Genomic DNA, 18,553 nt, shown 5'->3' with positions numbered 1-18,553 from the left:
TTTATGGAAGGGTTGATGAAGGGCAAGCGCGGGCTTGTCATGGGGGTCGCCAACGATCATTCGATCGCCTGGGGCATCGCCAGGAAACTGTCCGAACACGGGGCGGAACTCGCCTTCACCTATCAGGGCGACGCCTTCGGGCGGCGGGTCAAGCCGCTGGCCGAGAAGCTCGGGGCCTCGCTGGTCGTGCCTTGCGACGTCGAGGACAGCGCCTCGGTCACCGCAACCTTCCAGACGCTTCGCGAAGCCTGGGGCGGCCTGGATTTCGTCGTTCACGCCATCGGCTTCTCCGACAAGAACGAGCTCAAGGGCCTCTACGCCGACACCAGCCGCGACAACTTCGTCCGCACCATGGTGATCTCCTGCTATTCCTTTACCGAGATCGCCCGCAATGCCGCCGCGCTGATGACCAATGGCGGCTCGATGATCACGCTGACCTATGCCGGGTCGGTGCGGGTCATGCCGAACTACAATGTCATGGGCGTCGCCAAGGCCGGACTGGAGGCGAGCGTGCGCTATCTCGCCAACGATTACGGCCCGCGCGGCATTCGGGTGAACGGCATCTCGGCAGGACCGGTGCGGACGCTCGCCGGCTCAGGCGTATCCGACGCACGCCACATGTTCTCCTATCAGCAGCGCAATTCGCCGCTACGGCGCACCGTCACCATCGACGAGGTTGGCGGCTCGGCGCTCTACCTGCTGTCCGATCTATCTTCGGGAGTCACAGGCGAGATCCACTATGTCGATTCCGGCTATCACATTGTCTCCATGCCGACGCTAGAGGAACTGAAGCAGAACGACGGCCCCCGCGAATAATTCGCTAACGAAAAAAGCACCTTCCAGTAAAATTGGAGGCATTGGCGGAAACCCATTTTAAGGAGGTATCCGCTAAACGGCCCTGTAGTTCAGGGACCTTGCATGTCTGCAGTCAGCAACCCGAAGCGAACACCGCTGTTCCGGCTGATCACCATCGCCAGCTCGGCCATGGGCAGTTTTATCCTCGGACTCTGGGGGTTGCGCTTCGGCTTCGGCGACGGCCTGGCCGGCATGTCTGCCGGGACGATGGCGGCTATCATCGCCGCGCTCTGTGCCCTTTCCGCCGGCGGCGCCGCGATGTCCTTCTTCGCAGGCATCGATGAATCGGCCGAATACGTCTTCAAGGAAACCCATTTCGACAAGATGACCGGCCTGCTGACGCGCCAGGCGATCGTCGGAAAGGTCGCGGCGGCGGCAGCGGAAACGCTGGAGACCGGCGAACCGGTCTACTTGATCGATATCGACATCGACCGCTTCAAGCAGATCAACGATGCCATCGGCTACAGTCACGGCGACGAGCTGATCCGCGCCTTCACCAAAAGGCTGAAGGAGAGCATGCCGGAGGATGCGGTGATCGGACGGCTCGGCGCCGGCGAATTCGCCGTACTCTTGCCGGACCGCGAGATCCGGGGATATCTCGAACGGTTCCTCGAAACATTCATCAACCGCATGATGGAGCCCTACCAGCTCCAGACGCATCTGCAGTCGGTCAGCATGTCCGTCGGTATCGTGGCGATGCCGAAGGACGGCGTCGATCCAGTGCTCATCCTTCGCCGTTCGAACCTGGCGCTGCAGAATGCGCGCGCAAGCGGCATCGGCAACTGGTCGGTCTTCCACGCCGACATGGGCCGCGTTGCGGACCACCGGCAATGGATTGAATCGGAGCTGAAAACCGCCTTCGACCGCGGCGACTTCAGCCTCCACTACCAGCCGCAATTCGACCTGCAGGGCGGCCGTGTCGTCGGCTATGAAGCGCTGATCCGGTGGAAGCATCCGGAACGCGGCATGATCCCGCCGATGGAATTCATTCCGATCGCCGAGGAAACCGGCATGATCAACCCGATCGGCGAATGGGTGCTGCGCAAGGCTTGCAGCGACGCCCAGTACCTGCCGGAGGATTGTTTCGTCGCCGTCAACATCTCGCCGGTCCAGTTCATGACCAGGGACTTCGTCGGCATCGTGCGCCAGACCATGGCATCGACCGGCATCAAGCCGTCGCGGCTGGAACTCGAAGTCACCGAAACGGCGATGATGCAGGACCGCGACCGCGCGGCCGTCATCCTGCGGCAACTCGCCGAGATGGGCATCTCGGTCGCCGTCGACGATTTCGGCACCGGCTATTCCAACCTGAGCTATCTGATCGACTTCTCGTTCGGCAAGCTGAAGATCGACCGCTCCTTCGTCAGCCGCATCGATACCGATTCCAGCTCGGGCGCTGTCGTCTCGACCATCGTCGGGCTATCGCGGGCGCTCGGCGTCGGCATCATCGCCGAAGGCGTCGAGACCGAGAACCAGGCGACGCTGCTGAGAGCCGCCGGTTGCGAGGTCGTGCAGGGTTATCTGTTCGGCCGCCCCGCGCCGCTCGAGATCGAGCTCGGCGCGTTGCGCCCTGTTCATGCCAGGCGCGAGCCGGCACGCCTCGTCAGCCTGCAGTAGGGCGCTGCGTTCTTTTCCTGGAGCAATCACGGGGACGGAAAACCGTCTCACGCTTTACCTGGAATTGCTTTTAACGCCGCGCCGAAAACACCTTGAACATGCCATCGCGCGCGACCTCGGCGTGACTGGAGAAGGCTCCCGCCAGCACCTGTTCGTAGGGCAACTGCCGGTTCGCCACCATGAACAGGCGTCCGCCTGGTTTCAGTGCCTTCGACGCCGCACGGATCATGCCAGCGCCGATGCCCGGGTCGGCAGCCCTGCCGCTGTGGAAGGGCGGGTTCATGACGATCGCGTCGTAACCTCGCTCGACCGTTTCGGTCAGCAGATCGGTCCAGAAGAAGCGGGGCTCGACTGCGGTTGCGCGGATATTGACCTTTGCCGCCTCCAGGGCCTCGAAATCCGCTTCGTAGAGGTCGAGACCGGAAAGCCCTGTCGAGCGTTCCATCACTCCGGCCGCCAGATAGCCCCAGCCGGCACAGAAATCGGCTACATTGCCCGCAAGTTCCTGCGGCAGGCTGTCCAGCAGAAGCTTCGACCCTGCGTCGACCCGATCGAAGGAGAACATGCCGGGCGCGGTGCGGAAGCGGCCTTCGACGACCAGATCGGGATTGGCGGCGCGAAGCGCCCGGGCCGCATCCATGCCGGCCCGGCGGAACCAGAAGGCGACGCCGTGATGCTTCGGCAGGTGGGCTTCGAGCGGCGCCAGCGCGCCCACGCGCTTGCGCAGGCTATCGATGCCGTCTTCCTTGCCGCCGGCGACGACGATCAACCCGCCGGGCGCGACGCGCTCGATGGCTTCGGCGATGCGCAGCTCGTTCTGGCCGCGATGCCGGCCGGCCAGCACAAGGGCAGCATCGAAGGCCGAGCCTTCCGCCTGCGGCGTGACCGAATAGCCGGCTGCCTGCAGAGCACGAAAATGCGGCCGAAAACCTTGCACGAGATGCAGCGCCGCAGCGACGCCGCCGGGCAAACGGAAACCAGGCTCAGCGCCAAGAAACAGGATGCGGGCATCGCTTCGCGGCCAAGGCAGCGCTTCGGCCTCGAACGGATAGAACAGCGTCTTCAGCGGCTCAGCGGCCATTCACCTACCCTTGAAGGGCGCTTGAAATAGAAACGGGCGCGACCTTGCAGCGCGCCCGTTTCAATCATGCGGTCAGGCCAATCAGGCGGCGTCTTCCTCGCCTTCCGGCTTCTTCTTTTCGTGAACGATTTCCTTGCCGGTCGCCTGGTCGACGACCTTCATCGACAGGCGCACCTTGCCGCGCTCGTCGAAGCCCATCAGCTTGACCCAAACCTTGTCGCCTTCCTTGACGACGTCGGAGGTCTTGGCGACGCGCTCATTGGCGAGCTGCGAGATGTGGACGAGGCCGTCGCGCGGGCCGAAGAAGTTGACGAAGGCGCCGAAGTCGGCCGTCTTAACGACGGTACCTTCGTAGATCTCGCCGACTTCCGGCTCGGCGACGATGGTGTGGATCCACTTCTTCGCCGCCTCGATCTCCTTGGCGTTGGCCGACGCGATCTTGACCGTGCCGTCATCCTCGATGTTGATCTTGGCGCCGGTCTTCTCGACGATCTCGCGGATGACCTTGCCGCCGGAGCCGATGACGTCGCGGATCTTGTCGGTCGGGATGTGCATGACCTCGATGCGCGGCGCAAATTCGCCGAGCTCGGCGCGCGAGGAAGATATGGCATGCGCCATCTCGCCCAGGATGTGCAGCCGGCCTTCCTTGGCTTGGCCGAGCGCGATGCCCATGATCTCCTCGGTGATGCCATCGATCTTGATGTCCATCTGCAGCGAGGTGACGCCGTTGGCGGTGCCGGCGACCTTGAAGTCCATGTCGCCGAGATGATCCTCGTCGCCAAGGATGTCGGAGAGCACCGCGAAGCGCTCGCCTTCCTTGATCAGGCCCATGGCGATGCCGGCCACGGGCTTGGCGATCGGCACGCCGGCATCCATCAGCGCCAGCGAGGTGCCGCAGACCGTCGCCATCGAGGACGAGCCGTTCGACTCGGTGATCTCCGAGACGACGCGCAGCGTGTACGGGAACTGGTCCGCCGAAGGCAGCATCGGGTGGATCGCGCGCCAGGCAAGCTTGCCGTGGCCGATCTCGCGGCGGCCCGGCGAGCCCATGCGGCCGGTTTCGCCAACCGAATAGGGCGGGAAGTTGTAGTGGAGGAGGAACTTCTCCTTGTACATGCCGGTCAGCGAATCGACGAACTGCTCATCCTCACCGGTGCCGAGCGTGGCGACAACCAGCGCCTGAGTCTCGCCGCGGGTGAACAGCGCCGAACCATGGGTACGCGGCAGGACGCCGACTTCGGCGACGATCTTGCGCACGGTCTTCAGGTCGCGGCCGTCGATGCGCGAGCCGGTGTCCAGGATGTTCCAGCGTACGACCTTGGCCTGGAGCTCCTTGAAGACGCTTGCGATCTGCTCGGAGGAGTATTTCGGATCCTCGCCTTCGGCCGGCGTGAACGCGGCCTTGACCTTCGCCTTGACGGCGTCGACGGCCGCGTAGCGGGACTGCTTCTCGGTGATCTTGTAGGCGTCGCGAAGCTCGTCGCCGACAACCTTCAGCATCTCGCCTTCGAGCTGCGAATGGTCCGGCGCGGTGAAGTCGCGCGGATCCTTGGCGGCGACCTCGGCCAGCTTGATGATGGCGTCGATCACCGGCTGGAAGCTCTTGTGACCGAACACGACGGCGCCGAGCATGAGCTCCTCGCTGAGCTCCTTGGCCTCGGATTCGACCATCAGCACGGCGTCGGCGGTGCCGGCGACGACGAGGTCGAGCTTCGATTCCTCCATCTCGTCAATATGCGGATTGAGCACATACTCGCCGTTGATGTAGCCGACGCGGGCGCCGCCGATCGGGCCCATGAAGGGCACGCCGGACAGCGTGAGCGCGGCCGAGGTAGCGACGATCGACAGGATGTCCGGATCGTTCTCGAGATCGTGCTGGACGACGGTGACGACGATCTGGGTGTCGTTCTTGTAGCCGTCAGCAAACAGCGGGCGGATCGGGCGGTCGATCAGACGGGAAACCAGCGTTTCCTTCTCGCTCGGACGGCCCTCGCGCTTGAAGTAGCCGCCCGGAATTTTGCCGGCGGCATAGGTCTTTTCCTGGTAATTGACGGTGAGCGGGAAGAAATCGAGGCCGGGCTTCGGCTCCTTCATCGAAACGACGGTGGCGAGAACCACGGTCTCGCCGTAGGTGGCGAGCACCGCGCCGTCAGCCTGGCGAGCGATCTTGCCGGTTTCCAGGATGAGCGGACGGCCGCCCCATTCGATTTCCACTTTGTGTTGATTGAACATATCTTGTCCTTCATGTGCGGAAAGGGCCGCGCCGTCTCAACGGTCGCGGAGCATCCCTTCCCTGGCTTCCTTCGGGCAGCCACGGGCAAGACAACGGGAAGCTCGACAGGTGGCGATTGCCGAGCGAGCATCCTGCAATCCTGCCCCATGACCGTCCATGGGCGGTTCCGAACGGCCCTTTGCGCTTCCGGAACCGGGTCTGGCCGACCGGTCGGCCGGTCCTTTGCGCACGACGCCGGAAACCCCTGTTTCCGAGACGCGCCATGCGCGAATGCGAATTTCGAGAGCGCGGCGCGCTCCACTCCAGCATCGGGCACCGGAGCGACCGGTCCGCCAATGCGCGACCGGCGGGCTCTCCGCAGAGAGCCCGCCGGTCAATTCGTCAGCGACGGAGACCGAGCTTGTCGATCAGCGTCTGATAGCGCGTGTCATCCTTGCGCTTGAGGTAATCAAGCAGGCTGCGGCGCTGGGAAACGAGAGCAAGCAAACCACGGCGGGAATGGTTATCCTTCTTGTGGTCCTTGAAGTGCTCCGTCAGGTTCTTGATGCGCTCGGAAAGGATGGCAACCTGGACTTCCGGGGACCCGGTATCGCCCTTCGCGGTCGCGAATTCGGCCATCAGTTCTTTTTTGCGATCGGCAGTAATCGACATCGTGTTTTTCCTTATCTGTTCGAGGAAACGGGACGCCCTCAGCCGGGATGTCGTCCAGCAGGGGCCGGTGCAAGCAGCGCGTCAGGGCGCGAAGCTGCCGCGCATATAGTGCAATTTCCCGCAAAACACCAGCCTAATTGTCAAGCCGGCTTGTCGCATGTCCTGCCGCAAAAACAGAGGGTTCTGCTGCTACAGCCACTTCTTCCATTTGAAGAAGGCGACGAGCCCGACAGCAACGACCAGCATGAACAAAAGTGCCGCCGGGTAGCCGTAGTAGGCCTTGAGCTCCGGCATGTTCCAGGGCGAGCTATCCGGGTCGAAGTTCATGCCCCAGACACCGACGAGGAAGGTGAGCGGCATGAAGATCACCGAGACGATGGTCAGATAGGATATGACGTCGTTGGTGCGTGCCTGGGTCAGCGACAGATGCATTTCGATCAAGCCGGTCAGCATGTCGCGCTGGGTCTCGACCAGTTCGATCAGCCGCAGCGCATGGTCGAGCGTATCGTTGAAGAATATCTTGGTCTCGGCCTGCACGAAGGGCACGTCGTTGCGGATCAGCGTCGCCAGCGCGTCGCGCATCGGCCACAGAACGCCCTTCAGCACATTGGCGTCGCGCCGCAATTCGTGCAACTGCCGCATCTGGTGCTTGTGGGGCGTGTTGAGCATCTGGTCTTCGATGCCGTCGACCAATTCGCTCACCGTCTCGATCGGCGGGAAATAGCTGTCGACGATGGCGTCGATCAGCGCATAGGCGAGATAGTCGGCGCCGCGCGAGCGCAGCCGGTTGGGCATGGGAGCCGCGATGCGCTTGCGCACTGGATCGAACGGGTCGCCCTCGCGCTCCTGAAAGGTGACGACGAAATTCTCGCCGAAGAACACCGCGATCTGCTCGTAGCGATGCGCGGCGACATCGTCGATCATGCGCATGACGACGAAGGCGTGGTCCTCGAAGAAATCCACCTTCGGCCGCTGGCCGGTGTTGACGACATCCTCGAGCGCCAGCGGATGAAGGTCGAAAATCCGGCCGATCTCTTCGATCAGCGGGATGTTCGCGAGCCCCGTGCAATCAAGCCAGACGAGCGGCCAGCGGTCGCAATGGGTGTTGAGCTCGTCGATGCTGGCATTGTCGATGGTTTTGTATTTCTCCGGCGAGATCAACGTCAGCCGAAGCTCGCTGCGCCGCGCCGCCGGATCGGCGATCAAGGTGCCGGGCGAAGCGCCGACCGGCGGCCGGCGGATTTTCAGCGGCGCCCGCTTTCCGACGGTCTCAGCCATTGCCACAATCCTCTGGGCCATAATCCTCTGGGCCATGATTCCTCTGGGCCATGATTCCTCTGGGCCATGAGCTCCCCTGGGGCGCGACGTCATAGCAGATCGCTGCTCTAACCGTCGGTTTTCATGCAATTCCGACGAGAACCGTTACACGTTTTCCTGGAACTGCGAGCCGAAACTAGCCGAGTGCCGTCAACCGGCAAAGACCCGCTTGGGCTTGAACATGCCCTGTTCGATGGGGCCGATGGCGACGAGCTTGCCGCGCGCCGTGGCACAGGCCTCCTCGGCCTCGACCGGCGCGTCGCGCCCTCGAATGATGACGGGATTGCCGAGGCGGATCTTGGTCGCGGCGTCATCGCTGACGGCGACCTGCGGCAGGCAGTCAAGCGCTGCGGCGGTCTCGACCAGCAGCGCATCAAGGGCGCCGAAATCGACCGGCACCTCGGCTTCTTCGTCCGAATTCTCATCCGTCTTGCCGCCGAAGCGCGCCGCTTCGAGCTCGGCGACGGTGACGAAATCGTCCGCCGTGAACGGCTCGACCTCGACGCGGCGCAACTCGGAGATGTGGCCGAAGCAGCCCAGATCGCGACCCATGTCGCGCGCCAGCGAGCGCACATAGGTGCCCTTGCCGCACTCGACCTCGAAGACGGTTCTATCGACACCATGCTCGACGATGTCCAAACGGCCGATTTCGATCTCGCGGGCGGGAATGTCGACCGTCCCGCCGTCGCGGGCAAGATCGTAGGCGCGCTCGCCGGCAATCTTGACGGCAGAAAATTGCGGCGGCGTCTGCATGATGACGCCGGTGTATTTCGGCAGCAGCGCCCGCACCTCGGCCTCGGCCGGGCGGCGGTCCGAGCTGTTCGTCACCGGCCCTTCGAGGTCGTCCGTCGACCGCTCCTCGCCCCAGGCGACGGTGAAGCGGTAGACCTTGGCGCCATCCTGCACGTAAGGCACGGTCTTGGTCGCCTCGCCGAGCGCGATCGGCAGCATGCCGGAAGCCAACGGGTCGAGCGTGCCGGCATGGCCGGCCTTCTCCGCTTGGAACAGCCATTTGATCTTGGAGACGGCTTCGGTCGAGCCCATGCCGACCGGTTTGTCCAGCACCACCCAGCCGGAGACCGGCCGGCCCTTCTTCTTGCCGCGGCGCGCCACCTATTCCTCGTCCTTGTCGTTGTTTTTATTCTGGTCGCCAAGATCGCGCGCGACCTCGGGCGATTTCAGCAATTCGTTGATCCTGGCGAAATTGTCGAAAGACGTATCGAGCCGGAAGCGAAACTCGGGCATGTACTTCATCTGCCTGAGCGCGCCCGAGACGCGGCCGCGAATGAATTTCGCATGTCTGTTGAGCGCCCCGACCACGACGTCGGCGTCGCCGGCCCCAAGCGGCGAGATGAAAGCAGTGGCGATCTTGAGGTCTGGCGACATGCGTACTTCCGAGACCGAGACGACACTGTTCTCGATCATCGGGTCGATGATTTCACCGCGCTGCAGGGTCTCGGAGAGCGCATGGCGCACCTGCTCGCCGACGCGCAGCATGCGCTGGGAGGGGCCTGATGTTGTCGAACGGGACATTTTTCTTCAGTCCTGAAATCGTGAAGCGCGGGATGGGACCGCGCCACATGTCTCAACTACGAAACAAGGATCTCGGGCGGCAGCCTTGCGGCCGCCGCCCGGTGAATTCCGGCAGTATATCCGAAATTAGAGCGTCCGGCTCACCATCTCGACGCGGAAGCACTCGATGACGTCGCCGACGCGCATGTCCTCGTAGTTCTGGAAGGCCATGCCGCATTCCTGACCGCCCGGCACTTCCGAAACCTCGTCCTTGAAGCGCTTCAGCGTCTTCAGCGTGCCTTCGTGGACGACGACGTTGTCGCGGATCAGGCGCACGCCCGCGCCACGCTCGACCTTGCCTTCGGTGACGCGGCAGCCGGCGATCTTGCCGACCTTCGAGATGTCGAAGATCTCGAGGATCTCGGCATTGCCGATGAAGGTCTCGCGCCGCTCGGGCGAGAGCATGCCGGAAAGAGCTGCCTTCACGTCATCGACGAGGTTGTAGATGATCGAATAGTAGCGGATCTCGATGCCGGCAGCGGCAGCAGCCGTGCGCGCCTGCGCATTGGCGCGGACGTTGAAGCCGATGATCGCAGCGCCCGAGGTCTCGGCAAGCGAGACGTCGGTCTCGGTGATGCCGCCGGCGCCCGAATGAACGATCCGTACCCTGACCTCGTCGTTGCCGAGCTTTTCGAGCGCAGCGTTGATCGCTTCGATCGAGCCCTGCACGTCGCCCTTGATGACCAGCGGAAACTCCTTCAGCCCGCTCGCTTGCAACTGCGACATCATCTGCTCGAGCGAGCCGCGCTGGCCGGCATGCTTGGCCACCGCCTTCTCGCGCGCCAGGCGCTGGCGATACTCGGTGATCTCACGCGCACGCGCCTCGTTGTTGACGACCGCGAAGCGGTCGCCTGCCTGCGGCGTGCCCTGGAGGCCGAGCACCTCGACCGGCATTGCCGGCGGCGCTTCCGGCACATGCTCGCCGCGATCGTTGACCAGCGCGCGGACACGGCCCCATTCGTTGCCGGCGACGATGATGTCGCCGGGCATCAGCGTGCCGGTCTGCACCAGCACGGTGGCGACCGGACCGCGGCCCTTGTCCAGCTGCGCCTCGATGACCGCGCCTTCGGCGGTGCGGTCGGGATTGGCCTTGAGGTCGAGGACTTCGGCTTGCAGCAGAATCGCTTCCAGCAGCTTGTCGAGATTGGTGCCCTTGGTCGCCGAAACCTCGACGTCCAGCACCTCACCGCCCATCGATTCCACGAACACTTCGTGGCGCAGCAGTTCAGTGCGCACCTTCTGCGGGTCGGCGTCGCGCTTGTCGATCTTGTTGATCGCCACGATGATCGGCACGCCGGCCGCCTTGGCGTGATTGATCGATTCGATCGTCTGCGGCATGACGCTGTCGTCGGCCGCCACCACCAGCACGGCGATGTCGGTCACCTGGGCGCCGCGAGCGCGCATCGCCGTGAAGGCGGCGTGGCCGGGCGTGTCGATGAAGGTGATCTTCTGACCGTTCTTTTCGATCTGGTAGGCGCCGATGTGCTGGGTGATGCCGCCGGCCTCGCCGGAGACGACATTGGCGTTGCGGATGGCGTCGAGCAGCGAGGTCTTGCCGTGGTCGACATGGCCCATGATGGTCACCACGGGCGGACGCGACACCAGGTCTTCCGGACGGTCGGCGATGTTGAACAGGCCTTCCTCGATGTCGGACTCGGCGACGCGGCGGACCGTATGGCCGAATTCGGAAGCGACCAGCTCGGCCGTATCGGCGTCGATGACGTCGCCCGGCTTCAAGATCTGGCCCTGCTTCATGAAGAACTTGACCACGTCCACGGCGCGCTCGGACATGCGCTGCGCCAGTTCCTGGATGGTGATGGTTTCGGGCAGGATCACTTCGCGCATGACTTTCTCGCGCGGCTCGTTGTGCATCGCGCGCTTGAATTTTTCCTGGCGGCGGCGCATCGACGACAGCGAGCGGCCGCGCGCATCTTCATCCGACAGCGCGGTGTTCAGCGTCAGCTTGCCGCGGCGACGGTCTTCCTCGCCCTTGGTCGGCTTGGCCGGCCGCGCGACTTCCGGCGTGACCAGACGGCGCACAGGCGCTCCGGCGCCGGCACCACCAGGGCGCCGCGGCTTGACCTCCTCTTCCTCGTCGGCCGTGGCCAGTTCGGCGGCTTGCGGGGCGCGGCGGCGCGCTTCTTCCTCGGCGCGGCGGCGGGACTCGGCCTCGGTTTGCAGACGTGCCTCTTCCTCGGCCTGACGGCGGGCGGACTCCTCACGCTCGCGCTTGCGGCGCTCTTCCTCCTCGGCGCGGCGCTTGGCCTCTTCCTGGGCGCGCTGACGATCCTCGATCTCACGCGCCTTGGAGCCTTCGAGCGCCCTGCGGCGCGCTTCCATCTCGCCGCGCGACAATTCGTTCAGCACCATGCCGGAGCGTTCCGGCTGCGGCGGCGCCTTCGGCGCTTCCGGCACGGCAGGCGCGGGTGCCGCGGCTGCGGGCTTCGGGGTGAAGACGGACGGCGCCACCGGCTCCGGCTTGTCGCCGGGCAGCGAGAACTTGCGCTTCTTGGTCTCGACCACGACCGACTTGGTGCGTCCGTGCGAGAAATTCTGGCGCACGGTGCCCTGCTCGAGGCCAGGGCGCTTCAGCGTCAAGGTCTTCTTCGGCGTAACGCTCAACGTCTTGTCGTCGCCCGATTTCGTATCGCTCATTCCATATCCTCTGCGGCATCATCATCGTCAGCAACGGCCGCAAGCATTGCCAAATCGTCCGGGGTTCCGCCCCGATAACGGTCGAGCGCAACCATGCGCTTCTCAACCGCCTTACCCGCATCCTGCGCGAGGACGGCAGCATGTATCACATTTGTACCCCCCAATGCCAAGCTCAACTCGGCTTCGGGGAAAAGTTTGTAGGCCGGTGTAGCGGGGCCGCCGAGATGAACGGTTGCCCGCCGCGCCTGACTGATCTTGCGCACGCCGTCGTCCGAGGCTTCCCTCGCGTGCAGCACGAAGAGCGCCTGCCCGTCGCGCACGGCAGCCTCTACCTTGGCGGCGCCCAGTACGACCGCTCCGGCCTTGCGAGCAAGACCCAACATGCCCAGGGCGGATCTGGAAAGCAGCCCGTCGACAATGTCGCCGAGTTCGGCTGGAACGGTGACCTGCGCCTTGAAAGCGCGGGCAAACAGGTTCTTCGCCGCTGCCTTGTCGATATGTAGGCGATCGGCGGTGACCCAGCAACCGCGGCCGGGCAGATTTCGCTTGATGTCCGGAACGACGGCCGAATCCGGGCCGACGACGAAGCGGATCAGTTCATCCGCTTCGGCCTGCCTGCGCGTGACGATGCAAGTGCGATCGTTCATGTCGTCCACGGGTTTTGCGATTGGTGGTCACCTCACGCACCGACGGTTTCACCGGGCGCTTCCTCAGCGGCCAGTTCTTCCTCGGAAATCCAGCCGGCCTTCTTGCGAGCGGTCAGCACCATCTGCTCCGCATCGGCGCGCGAGACGCCGTGATCGGCGAGCACACCGGGATAGACCTTGGTCTCGCCGTCCTTGCGTTCCTTCCAGCCGATCAGGTCGTCGGCGGCATAGCCGGCGAAGTCCTCGATCGTCTTCACGCCGTCCTCGCCGAGGGTCACCATCATGGCCGTGGTGATGCCGGGGATCTCGCGCAGCTCGTCCTCGACGCCGAGCGCCTTGCGCTTCTCGTCGTGCTCGGCCTCGATCTTCTCCAGATATTCGCGGGCGCGCGACTGGATTTCCGAAGCGGTGTCCTCGTCGAAGCCGTCGATCGAGGAGATTTCGCCAGAATCGACATAGGCGACTTCCTCGACGCTGGTGAAGCCTTCCGAGGCAAGCACCTGGCCGACCATCTCGTCGACATCGAGGGCTTCCATGAAGAGGGCCGAACGCTCGACGAATTCCTTCTGGCGGCGCTCGCTCTCTTCCTGCTCGGTCAGGATGTCGATGTCCCAGCCGGTGAGCTGCGAGGCAAGACGCACGTTCTGGCCGCGGCGGCCGATGGCCAGCGACAGCTGGTCGTCCGGCACGACCACCTCGATGCGCTCCGCATCCTCGTCGAGCACCACCTTGGCGACTTCGGCCGGCTGCAGCGCATTGACGATGAAGGAAGCGGCCGAAGGCGACCACGGAATGATATCGATCTTCTCGCCCTGCAATTCGCCGACCACCGCCTGGACGCGGCTGCCGCGCATGCCGACGCAGGCGCCGACCGGATCGATGGAGGAATCCCGCGAGATGACGGCGATCTTGGCGCGCGAGCCCGGATCGCGGGCGACCGACTTGATCTCGATGATGCCGTCGTAGATCTCCGGCACTTCCATGGTGAAGAGCTTGGCCATGAACTGCGGATGCGTGCGCGACAGGAAGATTTGCGGGCCGCGCTGCTCGCGGCGCACGTCGTAGACATAGGCGCGGACGCGGTCGCCATATTTGTAGTTCTCGCGCGGGATCAACTCGTCGCGCCGGATGATCGCCTCGCCGCGGCCGAGGTCGACGATGACGTTGCCATATTCGACGCGTTTGACGGTGCCGTTGACGATCTCGCCGATGCGGTCCTTGTACTCGTCATACTGACGATCGCGCTCGGCCTCGCGCACCTTCTGGACGATGACCTGCTTGGCCGACTGCGCGGCGATGCGGCCGAAATCCATCGGCGGCAGCTGTTCGGCGATGAAGTCGCCGAGCTGGGCGTCGGGATTGCGCTCGCGCGCCGTGGAAAGGGCGATCTGCGTCGCGTAATCCTCGACCTTCTCGACCACTTCCATCAGCCGCTGCAGCTTCATCTCGCCCGTATTGGGATTGATGTCGGCACGGATATTGGTTTCCTGCCCATAACGCGAACGCGCCGCCTTCTGGATCGCATCGGCCATCGCGGCGATGACGATCTGCTTATCGATCGACTTTTCACGCGCGACCGCATCGGCGATCTGCAGCAGTTCGAGCCTGTTGGCGCTTACAACCATTGTCTTTCTCCCGACTTCGCTCCGGGCATCGGCCCTGAAGCTCGATCAACTTTCCTGTTCGGTTTCGTTTTCTTCGCCGGCGATTGCATCTTCTTCCGCTTCGCCCCGGCGTTTTTTTGCTTCCTTGCGGGCCCTGTTGTCCTTCGACAGGGCCTCGCGGATAAGATCGTCGGTCAGCACCAGGCGCGCCTCGGCAATCGCGTCATAGGGCACGCGTACCGTCGGCTCTTCGCCATAGGCCGCCTTGTCGCGCTCCAGCAAGATGCCGTCGGAGTCCGCCTCGGCGATCTTGCCTTTGAAGCGCTTGCGGTCGCCGATGAGGACCGACGTCTCCATCTTGACCAGATGGCCGGTCCAGGTGGTGAAATCCGATTTGCGCACCAGCGGCCGGTCGATGCCCGGCGACGAGACTTCGAGATGATACGCCTTTTCGATCGGATCTTCGACATCGAGCGCGGGCGAAACCGCGCGGCTGACCTCTTCGCAATCCTCGACGGTCATGGTGCCGTCGTCGCGCTCGGCCATGATTTGCAGCGTCAGCCCGTTCTGGCCGGTCAGTTGCACCCGCACGAGGCGGAAGCCGATGGCCTTCAGCACCGGCTGTATGATCAGCGCAATGCGCGCATCGATACCGCTTTCGCGGATGATACGGTCGTCGGCCTCGCTTGCCGCTGCGGTCATAAGTTTCCTGTCGCCTTGTCGCTCCGGCCGGCAGGTAACAAAAAAGAGCGGGACCGGGTGGACCCACTCTTCGTCATACCGACCAAGAATTTGAGGCTGATATAAACGATCCCGCCCGGCGTTTCAAGCCTGACGATGCATCGGAAGCCCCGAGGGTAGCAGCGTTGCGTGCCGAGCATGGCAGCCATGCGCCGGCGCCTCTGTAACCTTCGCCTGCCGACAACCATCTATGTTGCGGTGCAGAAAGAAAGGTCGGGCGCACTGGCGCGCGAAGGTATTTGTCATGGACCGTGGATTGTTTTTTGTGATTGGCGATTTTCTTGGCACGTTCGGCAGCGCGGCTGCCGCATCGCGGGCCGTCGAGGCGAACCGCAAGCCGCGCCGCAGCGACCTGAAGAAACTCGGCATTGACCCGGCCGCTTTCGACAAGCTCGGCCGCTTTTAGGCCGCCCACGGAAGAAACGGACAATAGCTGAGTTCGAGCTTAAGCCTCGAGGCGCAGAATTCGTTGGCGGTCGCGGCTTCTTCGAGAGGCAGCCCTCGCCCCTACTTCTGGGCTTCTACGAGCGACGCAGCGATTGCAGCAATCGAACGGAACAAGACAAGCGGATCGTCCTTCGTCGGCAGAAATCCCCGTCTTTGCCAGAATTGCGCCGCCTCCCCGTCGATTGCATTGACCATGAGCGCACGTCCTCCAATCAGATCTGCAGCCTGAACGCAGCGCTGGAGCGCGTGCTTCAGCAAGCCAGTGCCGACACCGCGCCCAGCCCATTCTGTATCGGTCGCAAGCTGGCCAAGGAGAAGACAGGGCACCGGATCGGGCGGTTGCCTTGTGCGAATCGACCGGGGCAAGATCGACGGCACCACAGCCGTCGGCGCCAAGCCATAATATCCGACCACTCGGCCGGCCTCGCGGACAACGAGAACGGCCGTGAAGCCTTTCTCCTGATTGGAGAGCGCGCGCGTTTTCAGCCAGTGATCAAGTGTAGGTTTCCCGCAGGAAAACCCGGAAACGTCGTGAGCTGCGCCAAGCGGTTCGGGAGCCGATAAGGCCACGGCCTAGCGCTTTGCTGCGTAACCGGCTTCCCAGGGCGCGGGCCGCTTTGCCAATTCCACCATGTCGGGAACCGGAGCGACCGGGGCTGACAGAACCTCGATAAACTCCGCGAAGCCTTCCGGGCTCATGCGGATAAGGCGGCTGTCCATCAACACATCTTCGGCCGCGCGCACGGCAGCATCGCGCACGAAATCCGTGCGGGACCGGCCGCGGAGAGCGGCGGCACGATCAATGATCGCCACGTCCGCCTCCGGCAGGCGCATCGAGATCGGGTATTCCTTACGTTCCACGGTGGCGGCCATAATTATCTCCCTGCCGTTAATATGGCAGCATGTAGCGCGAATAATATGGCAGCATGTAGCGCGAACTGCAATACATGAATAATCCCAGGCCGGCCGCAAGCCGGGTTCTCTGCGACCGGGAAGACCACTTTGCAAGCGATCGCCCGCTGCTGAGCGGCTGGTTACCGGTTCCTGGGAAGTTAGTGCTCGGTCGGCCTACTTCCGGATAAAGGTCAGATAGGCGGGCCGCCTTCCCGCGCGAAGGGCCTTCGCCTCGTAGCGGGTGCCGGGCCAGCCCTCATAGGGCGTGTGCCAGTCGGCAGCCTCGTTTGCCTGCCAGGCGAAACCGCCATTGGCGCTGCAGGCGAGCAGCGTCCAGTTCACATAGCTGTCGATATCGGAGGCGAAGCGGAATCTCCCGCCCGGCTTCAGAACCCGGGCGAACCGGTCGAGATTGGCGGGGCTGACAAAGCGCCGCTTCCAGTGCTTCTTCTTCGGCCACGGATCGGGATAGAGCAGGTCGATGCCGTCGAGCGAGGCTGGCGGCAGCCAGTCGAGCAGACGCGTGGCGTCGTCGTCATAGACTTTCAGATTGGCGAGCGGGCGCTTGTCGAGCGCCGTCATCATCTTGGCCATGCCGTTGACGAAGGGCTCGACGCCGATGAAACCGGTCGCCGGAGCCTCCGTCGCGCGATGCAGAAGATGTTCGCCGCCGCCGAAGCCGATCTCGAGCCGACAGGCTGAAACGTCCGCCTTGAACAGCGTTCCAAGGTCCGCGGGTGCCTCCGCCGTCAGGTCGAGGCGATAGGCGCGCAAGCCACGTTCAAGCGCCTTGGCCTGCTGCGGACGAATGGTCTTGCCGTGCCGGCGGCCGAAAAATGCTTCGGTCGCGCGGCTTGGCCTGTCGGTTGGCTCCATGAACAGGTCTGGCGAAGCCGTCAGGCGGCAATCGCATCGGCAACCGCGTCCTTGAGCGCCTTGGCAAGGTCCGTCTTCTCCCAGGAGAAGGAACCGTCCCGGCCGGCCTTGCGGCCGAAATGGCCATAGGACGAGGTTTTCGCGTAGATCGGCTTGTTGAGGTCGAGATGACGGCGGATGCCGGAAGGCGAGAGGTCCATCACCTTGCGCAGCGCCTCCTCGAGCCTGGCCTCGTCGACCCTGCCGGTGCCGTGCAGGTCAACATACACCGACAGCGGCTGGGCGACGCCGATGGCGTAGGAAAGCTGGATGGTGCAGCGGTCGGCGAGCTTGGCCGCTACCACGTTCTTGGCGAGATAGCGCGCCGCATAAGCAGCCGAACGGTCGACCTTGGTGGTGTCCTTGCCGGAGAAGGCGCCGCCGCCATGGGGCGCAGCACCGCCATAGGTATCGACGATGATCTTGCGGCCGGTCAGGCCGGCATCGCCGTCTGGCCCGCCGATCACGAACTTGCCGGTCGGGTTGATGTACCAGTTGCAGTCGTCGGCAACCTTGAGTTCGCCAAGCGCCTCGCGGACGTATGGCTCGACGACATTGCGGACCTTCTTGGAATCCCAGCTCGAGTCGAGGTGCTGGGTGGAAAGCACGATCTGCGTCACTTCCGCCGCCTTGCCGTTGGCATAGCGCACGGTGACCTGGCTCTTGGCGTCCGGGCCGAGCTTGGCGGCCTCGCCGTTGCCTTCGTGGCGCGCGGCGGCAAGCAATTCGAGGATCTTGTGGCTGTAGTAGATTGGTGCCGGCATCAGGTCCGGCGTCTCGCGGCAGGCATAGCCGAACATGATGCCCTGGTCGCCCGCGCCTTCCTCGCCCTGGCGGTCGGCGGCATTGTCGACGCCCTGGCCAATGTCCGGCGACTGGCCGTGCAGCAGCACCTCGATCTTGGCCGTCCTCCAATGGAAGCCGGCTTGCTCGTAGCCGATCTCACGGATGGCCCTGCGGGCGACCGATTTGAACTTGGTCGGATTGACGACCGGGTGGCCCGCCGCATCCTTGAGGATGTTGCCTGCCTTGTCCTTCTTCAGCAGCGTCTCGGGAACCCTGACCTCGCCGGCGATGACGACGCGGTTGGTGGTGGCCAGCGTCTCGCAGGCAACGCGCACCTTCCACGGGTCCATGCCCGTCTTCCTGGCCTCGCGATAGACGAGATCGACGATCTCGTCGGAGATACGGTCACAGACTTTGTCGGGATGGCCTTCGGAGACGGATTCCGAGGTGAAGAGATAGTTCTGCCGCGTCACGGGTGTCCCCTCTTGAAAAGGATCGGCAAGGCTGCCGATTTTGGCGCGCCACGTGTTAGCGGTGC

17 protein-coding genes are annotated in these 18,553 nt (G+C 63.8%); 3 read left to right on the top strand and 14 right to left on the bottom strand.

Annotated elements, in window-relative coordinates; translation table 11 throughout:
• Window positions 1-3 precede the first annotated feature (3 nt).
• Together fabI and CK222_RS03010 are read left to right on the top strand one after the other, a co-directional pair.
• Window positions 4-816 carry an enoyl-ACP reductase FabI gene (gene fabI, locus CK222_RS03015; RefSeq protein ID WP_095799331.1) on the top strand — a complete coding sequence of 271 codons (813 nt, stop codon included), beginning with the start codon at window positions 4-6 and terminating at the stop codon, window positions 814-816.
• Between the two features lie 102 nt (window positions 817-918).
• The gene (locus CK222_RS03010) at window positions 919-2,472 is read left to right on the top strand and encodes a bifunctional diguanylate cyclase/phosphodiesterase (RefSeq protein WP_067324539.1); all 1,554 of its coding nucleotides are present in this window, start codon (window positions 919-921) and stop codon (window positions 2,470-2,472) included.
• A gap of 70 nt (window positions 2,473-2,542) precedes the next feature.
• Here CK222_RS03010 and CK222_RS03005 read toward each other — a convergent pair whose 3' ends face one another.
• The 10 genes from CK222_RS03005 to rimP form a co-directional block, all read right to left on the bottom strand.
• A complete protein-coding gene (locus tag CK222_RS03005; protein WP_095799330.1) occupies window positions 2,543-3,553 on the bottom strand; it encodes a class I SAM-dependent methyltransferase in 1,011 nt (336 codons plus the stop codon).
• An 81-nt stretch (window positions 3,554-3,634) separates the two neighbouring features.
• Window positions 3,635-5,785 carry a polyribonucleotide nucleotidyltransferase gene (pnp, locus tag CK222_RS03000; RefSeq protein WP_095799329.1) on the bottom strand — a complete coding sequence of 717 codons (2,151 nt, stop codon included), beginning with the start codon at window positions 5,783-5,785 and terminating at the stop codon, window positions 3,635-3,637.
• Between the two features lie 382 nt (window positions 5,786-6,167).
• The gene (gene rpsO, locus CK222_RS02995) at window positions 6,168-6,479 is read right to left on the bottom strand and encodes a 30S ribosomal protein S15 (RefSeq protein WP_275955123.1); all 312 of its coding nucleotides are present in this window, start codon (window positions 6,477-6,479) and stop codon (window positions 6,168-6,170) included.
• A 147-nt stretch (window positions 6,480-6,626) separates the two neighbouring features.
• Window positions 6,627-7,721, bottom strand: coding sequence for a magnesium/cobalt transporter CorA (corA, locus tag CK222_RS02990; protein ID WP_095799484.1), 1,095 nt, complete (start codon window positions 7,719-7,721; stop codon window positions 6,627-6,629).
• Window positions 7,722-7,904: 183 nt separating this feature from the next.
• Complete coding sequence (gene truB, locus CK222_RS02985; RefSeq protein ID WP_095799328.1) at window positions 7,905-8,867, bottom strand: tRNA pseudouridine(55) synthase TruB; 963 nt, start codon at window positions 8,865-8,867, stop codon at window positions 7,905-7,907.
• Entirely contained in the window at window positions 8,868-9,287 is a 420-nt protein-coding gene (gene rbfA / locus CK222_RS02980; RefSeq protein ID WP_095799327.1) for a 30S ribosome-binding factor RbfA, read from the bottom strand.
• Between the two features lie 126 nt (window positions 9,288-9,413).
• Window positions 9,414-11,981 carry a translation initiation factor IF-2 gene (infB, locus tag CK222_RS02975; RefSeq protein ID WP_066996352.1) on the bottom strand — a complete coding sequence of 856 codons (2,568 nt, stop codon included), beginning with the start codon at window positions 11,979-11,981 and terminating at the stop codon, window positions 9,414-9,416.
• Entirely contained in the window at window positions 11,978-12,628 is a 651-nt protein-coding gene (locus CK222_RS02970) for an RNA-binding protein (RefSeq protein ID WP_095799326.1), read from the bottom strand. The genes infB and CK222_RS02970 overlap by 4 nt, the downstream gene beginning before the upstream one ends.
• A 32-nt stretch (window positions 12,629-12,660) precedes the next feature.
• The gene (nusA, locus tag CK222_RS02965; RefSeq protein ID WP_095799325.1) at window positions 12,661-14,253 is read right to left on the bottom strand and encodes a transcription termination factor NusA; all 1,593 of its coding nucleotides are present in this window, start codon (window positions 14,251-14,253) and stop codon (window positions 12,661-12,663) included.
• A gap of 45 nt (window positions 14,254-14,298) precedes the next feature.
• Window positions 14,299-14,934, bottom strand: a complete 636-nt coding sequence (gene rimP / locus CK222_RS02960) for a ribosome maturation factor RimP (RefSeq protein ID WP_095777503.1) — start codon at window positions 14,932-14,934, stop codon at window positions 14,299-14,301.
• Window positions 14,935-15,217: 283 nt separating this feature from the next.
• Between rimP and CK222_RS32145 the strand changes: the two genes are divergently transcribed.
• The gene (locus tag CK222_RS32145; RefSeq protein ID WP_095777504.1) at window positions 15,218-15,379 is read left to right on the top strand and encodes a hypothetical protein; all 162 of its coding nucleotides are present in this window, start codon (window positions 15,218-15,220) and stop codon (window positions 15,377-15,379) included.
• A gap of 101 nt (window positions 15,380-15,480) precedes the next feature.
• Here the strand turns inward: CK222_RS32145 and CK222_RS02950 are convergent, their stop codons facing one another.
• The 4 genes from CK222_RS02950 to metK all read right to left on the bottom strand — a co-directional run bounded on the left by CK222_RS02950 (window position 15,481) and on the right by metK (window position 18,488).
• Window positions 15,481-15,990 (bottom strand): GNAT family N-acetyltransferase, encoded by a 510-nt coding sequence (locus CK222_RS02950; protein ID WP_095799324.1) that lies wholly within the window; start codon window positions 15,988-15,990, stop codon window positions 15,481-15,483.
• A gap of 3 nt (window positions 15,991-15,993) precedes the next feature.
• Window positions 15,994-16,293, bottom strand: a complete 300-nt coding sequence (locus tag CK222_RS02945) for a DUF1778 domain-containing protein (RefSeq protein ID WP_067324525.1) — start codon at window positions 16,291-16,293, stop codon at window positions 15,994-15,996.
• A 195-nt stretch (window positions 16,294-16,488) separates the two neighbouring features.
• Complete coding sequence (locus CK222_RS02940) at window positions 16,489-17,190, bottom strand: tRNA (guanosine(46)-N(7))-methyltransferase TrmB (protein WP_095799323.1); 702 nt, start codon at window positions 17,188-17,190, stop codon at window positions 16,489-16,491.
• Window positions 17,191-17,210: 20 nt separating this feature from the next.
• Window positions 17,211-18,488: a methionine adenosyltransferase gene (metK, locus tag CK222_RS02935; protein WP_095799322.1), complete on the bottom strand. Its 1,278-nt coding sequence runs from the start codon at window positions 18,486-18,488 to the stop codon at window positions 17,211-17,213.
• Between the last annotated feature and the right edge of the window lie 65 nt (window positions 18,489-18,553).

It is taken from the genome of Mesorhizobium sp. WSM3866, assembly GCF_002294795.1.
In the GTDB taxonomy this organism is placed as follows: domain Bacteria; phylum Pseudomonadota; class Alphaproteobacteria; order Rhizobiales; family Rhizobiaceae; genus Mesorhizobium.
The sequence above is the reverse complement of the archived record's forward strand: the minus strand, read 5'-3'. Positions and strand labels throughout refer to the sequence as shown.

Coding starts and splice junctions, on each gene's coding strand:
- fabI (WP_095799331.1), top strand. CDS start 4: ATGGAAGGGTTGATGAAGGGCAAGCGCGGGCTTGTCATGGGGGTCGCC.
- CK222_RS03010 (WP_067324539.1), top strand. CDS start 919: ATGTCTGCAGTCAGCAACCCGAAGCGAACACCGCTGTTCCGGCTGATC.
- CK222_RS03005 (WP_095799330.1), bottom strand. CDS start 3,553: ATGGCCGCTGAGCCGCTGAAGACGCTGTTCTATCCGTTCGAGGCCGAA.
- pnp (WP_095799329.1), bottom strand. CDS start 5,785: ATGTTCAATCAACACAAAGTGGAAATCGAATGGGGCGGCCGTCCGCTC.
- rbfA (WP_095799327.1), bottom strand. CDS start 9,287: ATGTCCCGTTCGACAACATCAGGCCCCTCCCAGCGCATGCTGCGCGTC.
- infB (WP_066996352.1), bottom strand. CDS start 11,981: ATGAGCGATACGAAATCGGGCGACGACAAGACGTTGAGCGTTACGCCG.
- CK222_RS02970 (WP_095799326.1), bottom strand. CDS start 12,628: ATGAACGATCGCACTTGCATCGTCACGCGCAGGCAGGCCGAAGCGGAT.
- nusA (WP_095799325.1), bottom strand. CDS start 14,253: ATGGTTGTAAGCGCCAACAGGCTCGAACTGCTGCAGATCGCCGATGCG.
- rimP (WP_095777503.1), bottom strand. CDS start 14,934: ATGACCGCAGCGGCAAGCGAGGCCGACGACCGTATCATCCGCGAAAGC.
- CK222_RS32145 (WP_095777504.1), top strand. CDS start 15,218: ATGGACCGTGGATTGTTTTTTGTGATTGGCGATTTTCTTGGCACGTTC.
- CK222_RS02945 (WP_067324525.1), bottom strand. CDS start 16,293: ATGGCCGCCACCGTGGAACGTAAGGAATACCCGATCTCGATGCGCCTG.
- CK222_RS02940 (WP_095799323.1), bottom strand. CDS start 17,190: ATGGAGCCAACCGACAGGCCAAGCCGCGCGACCGAAGCATTTTTCGGC.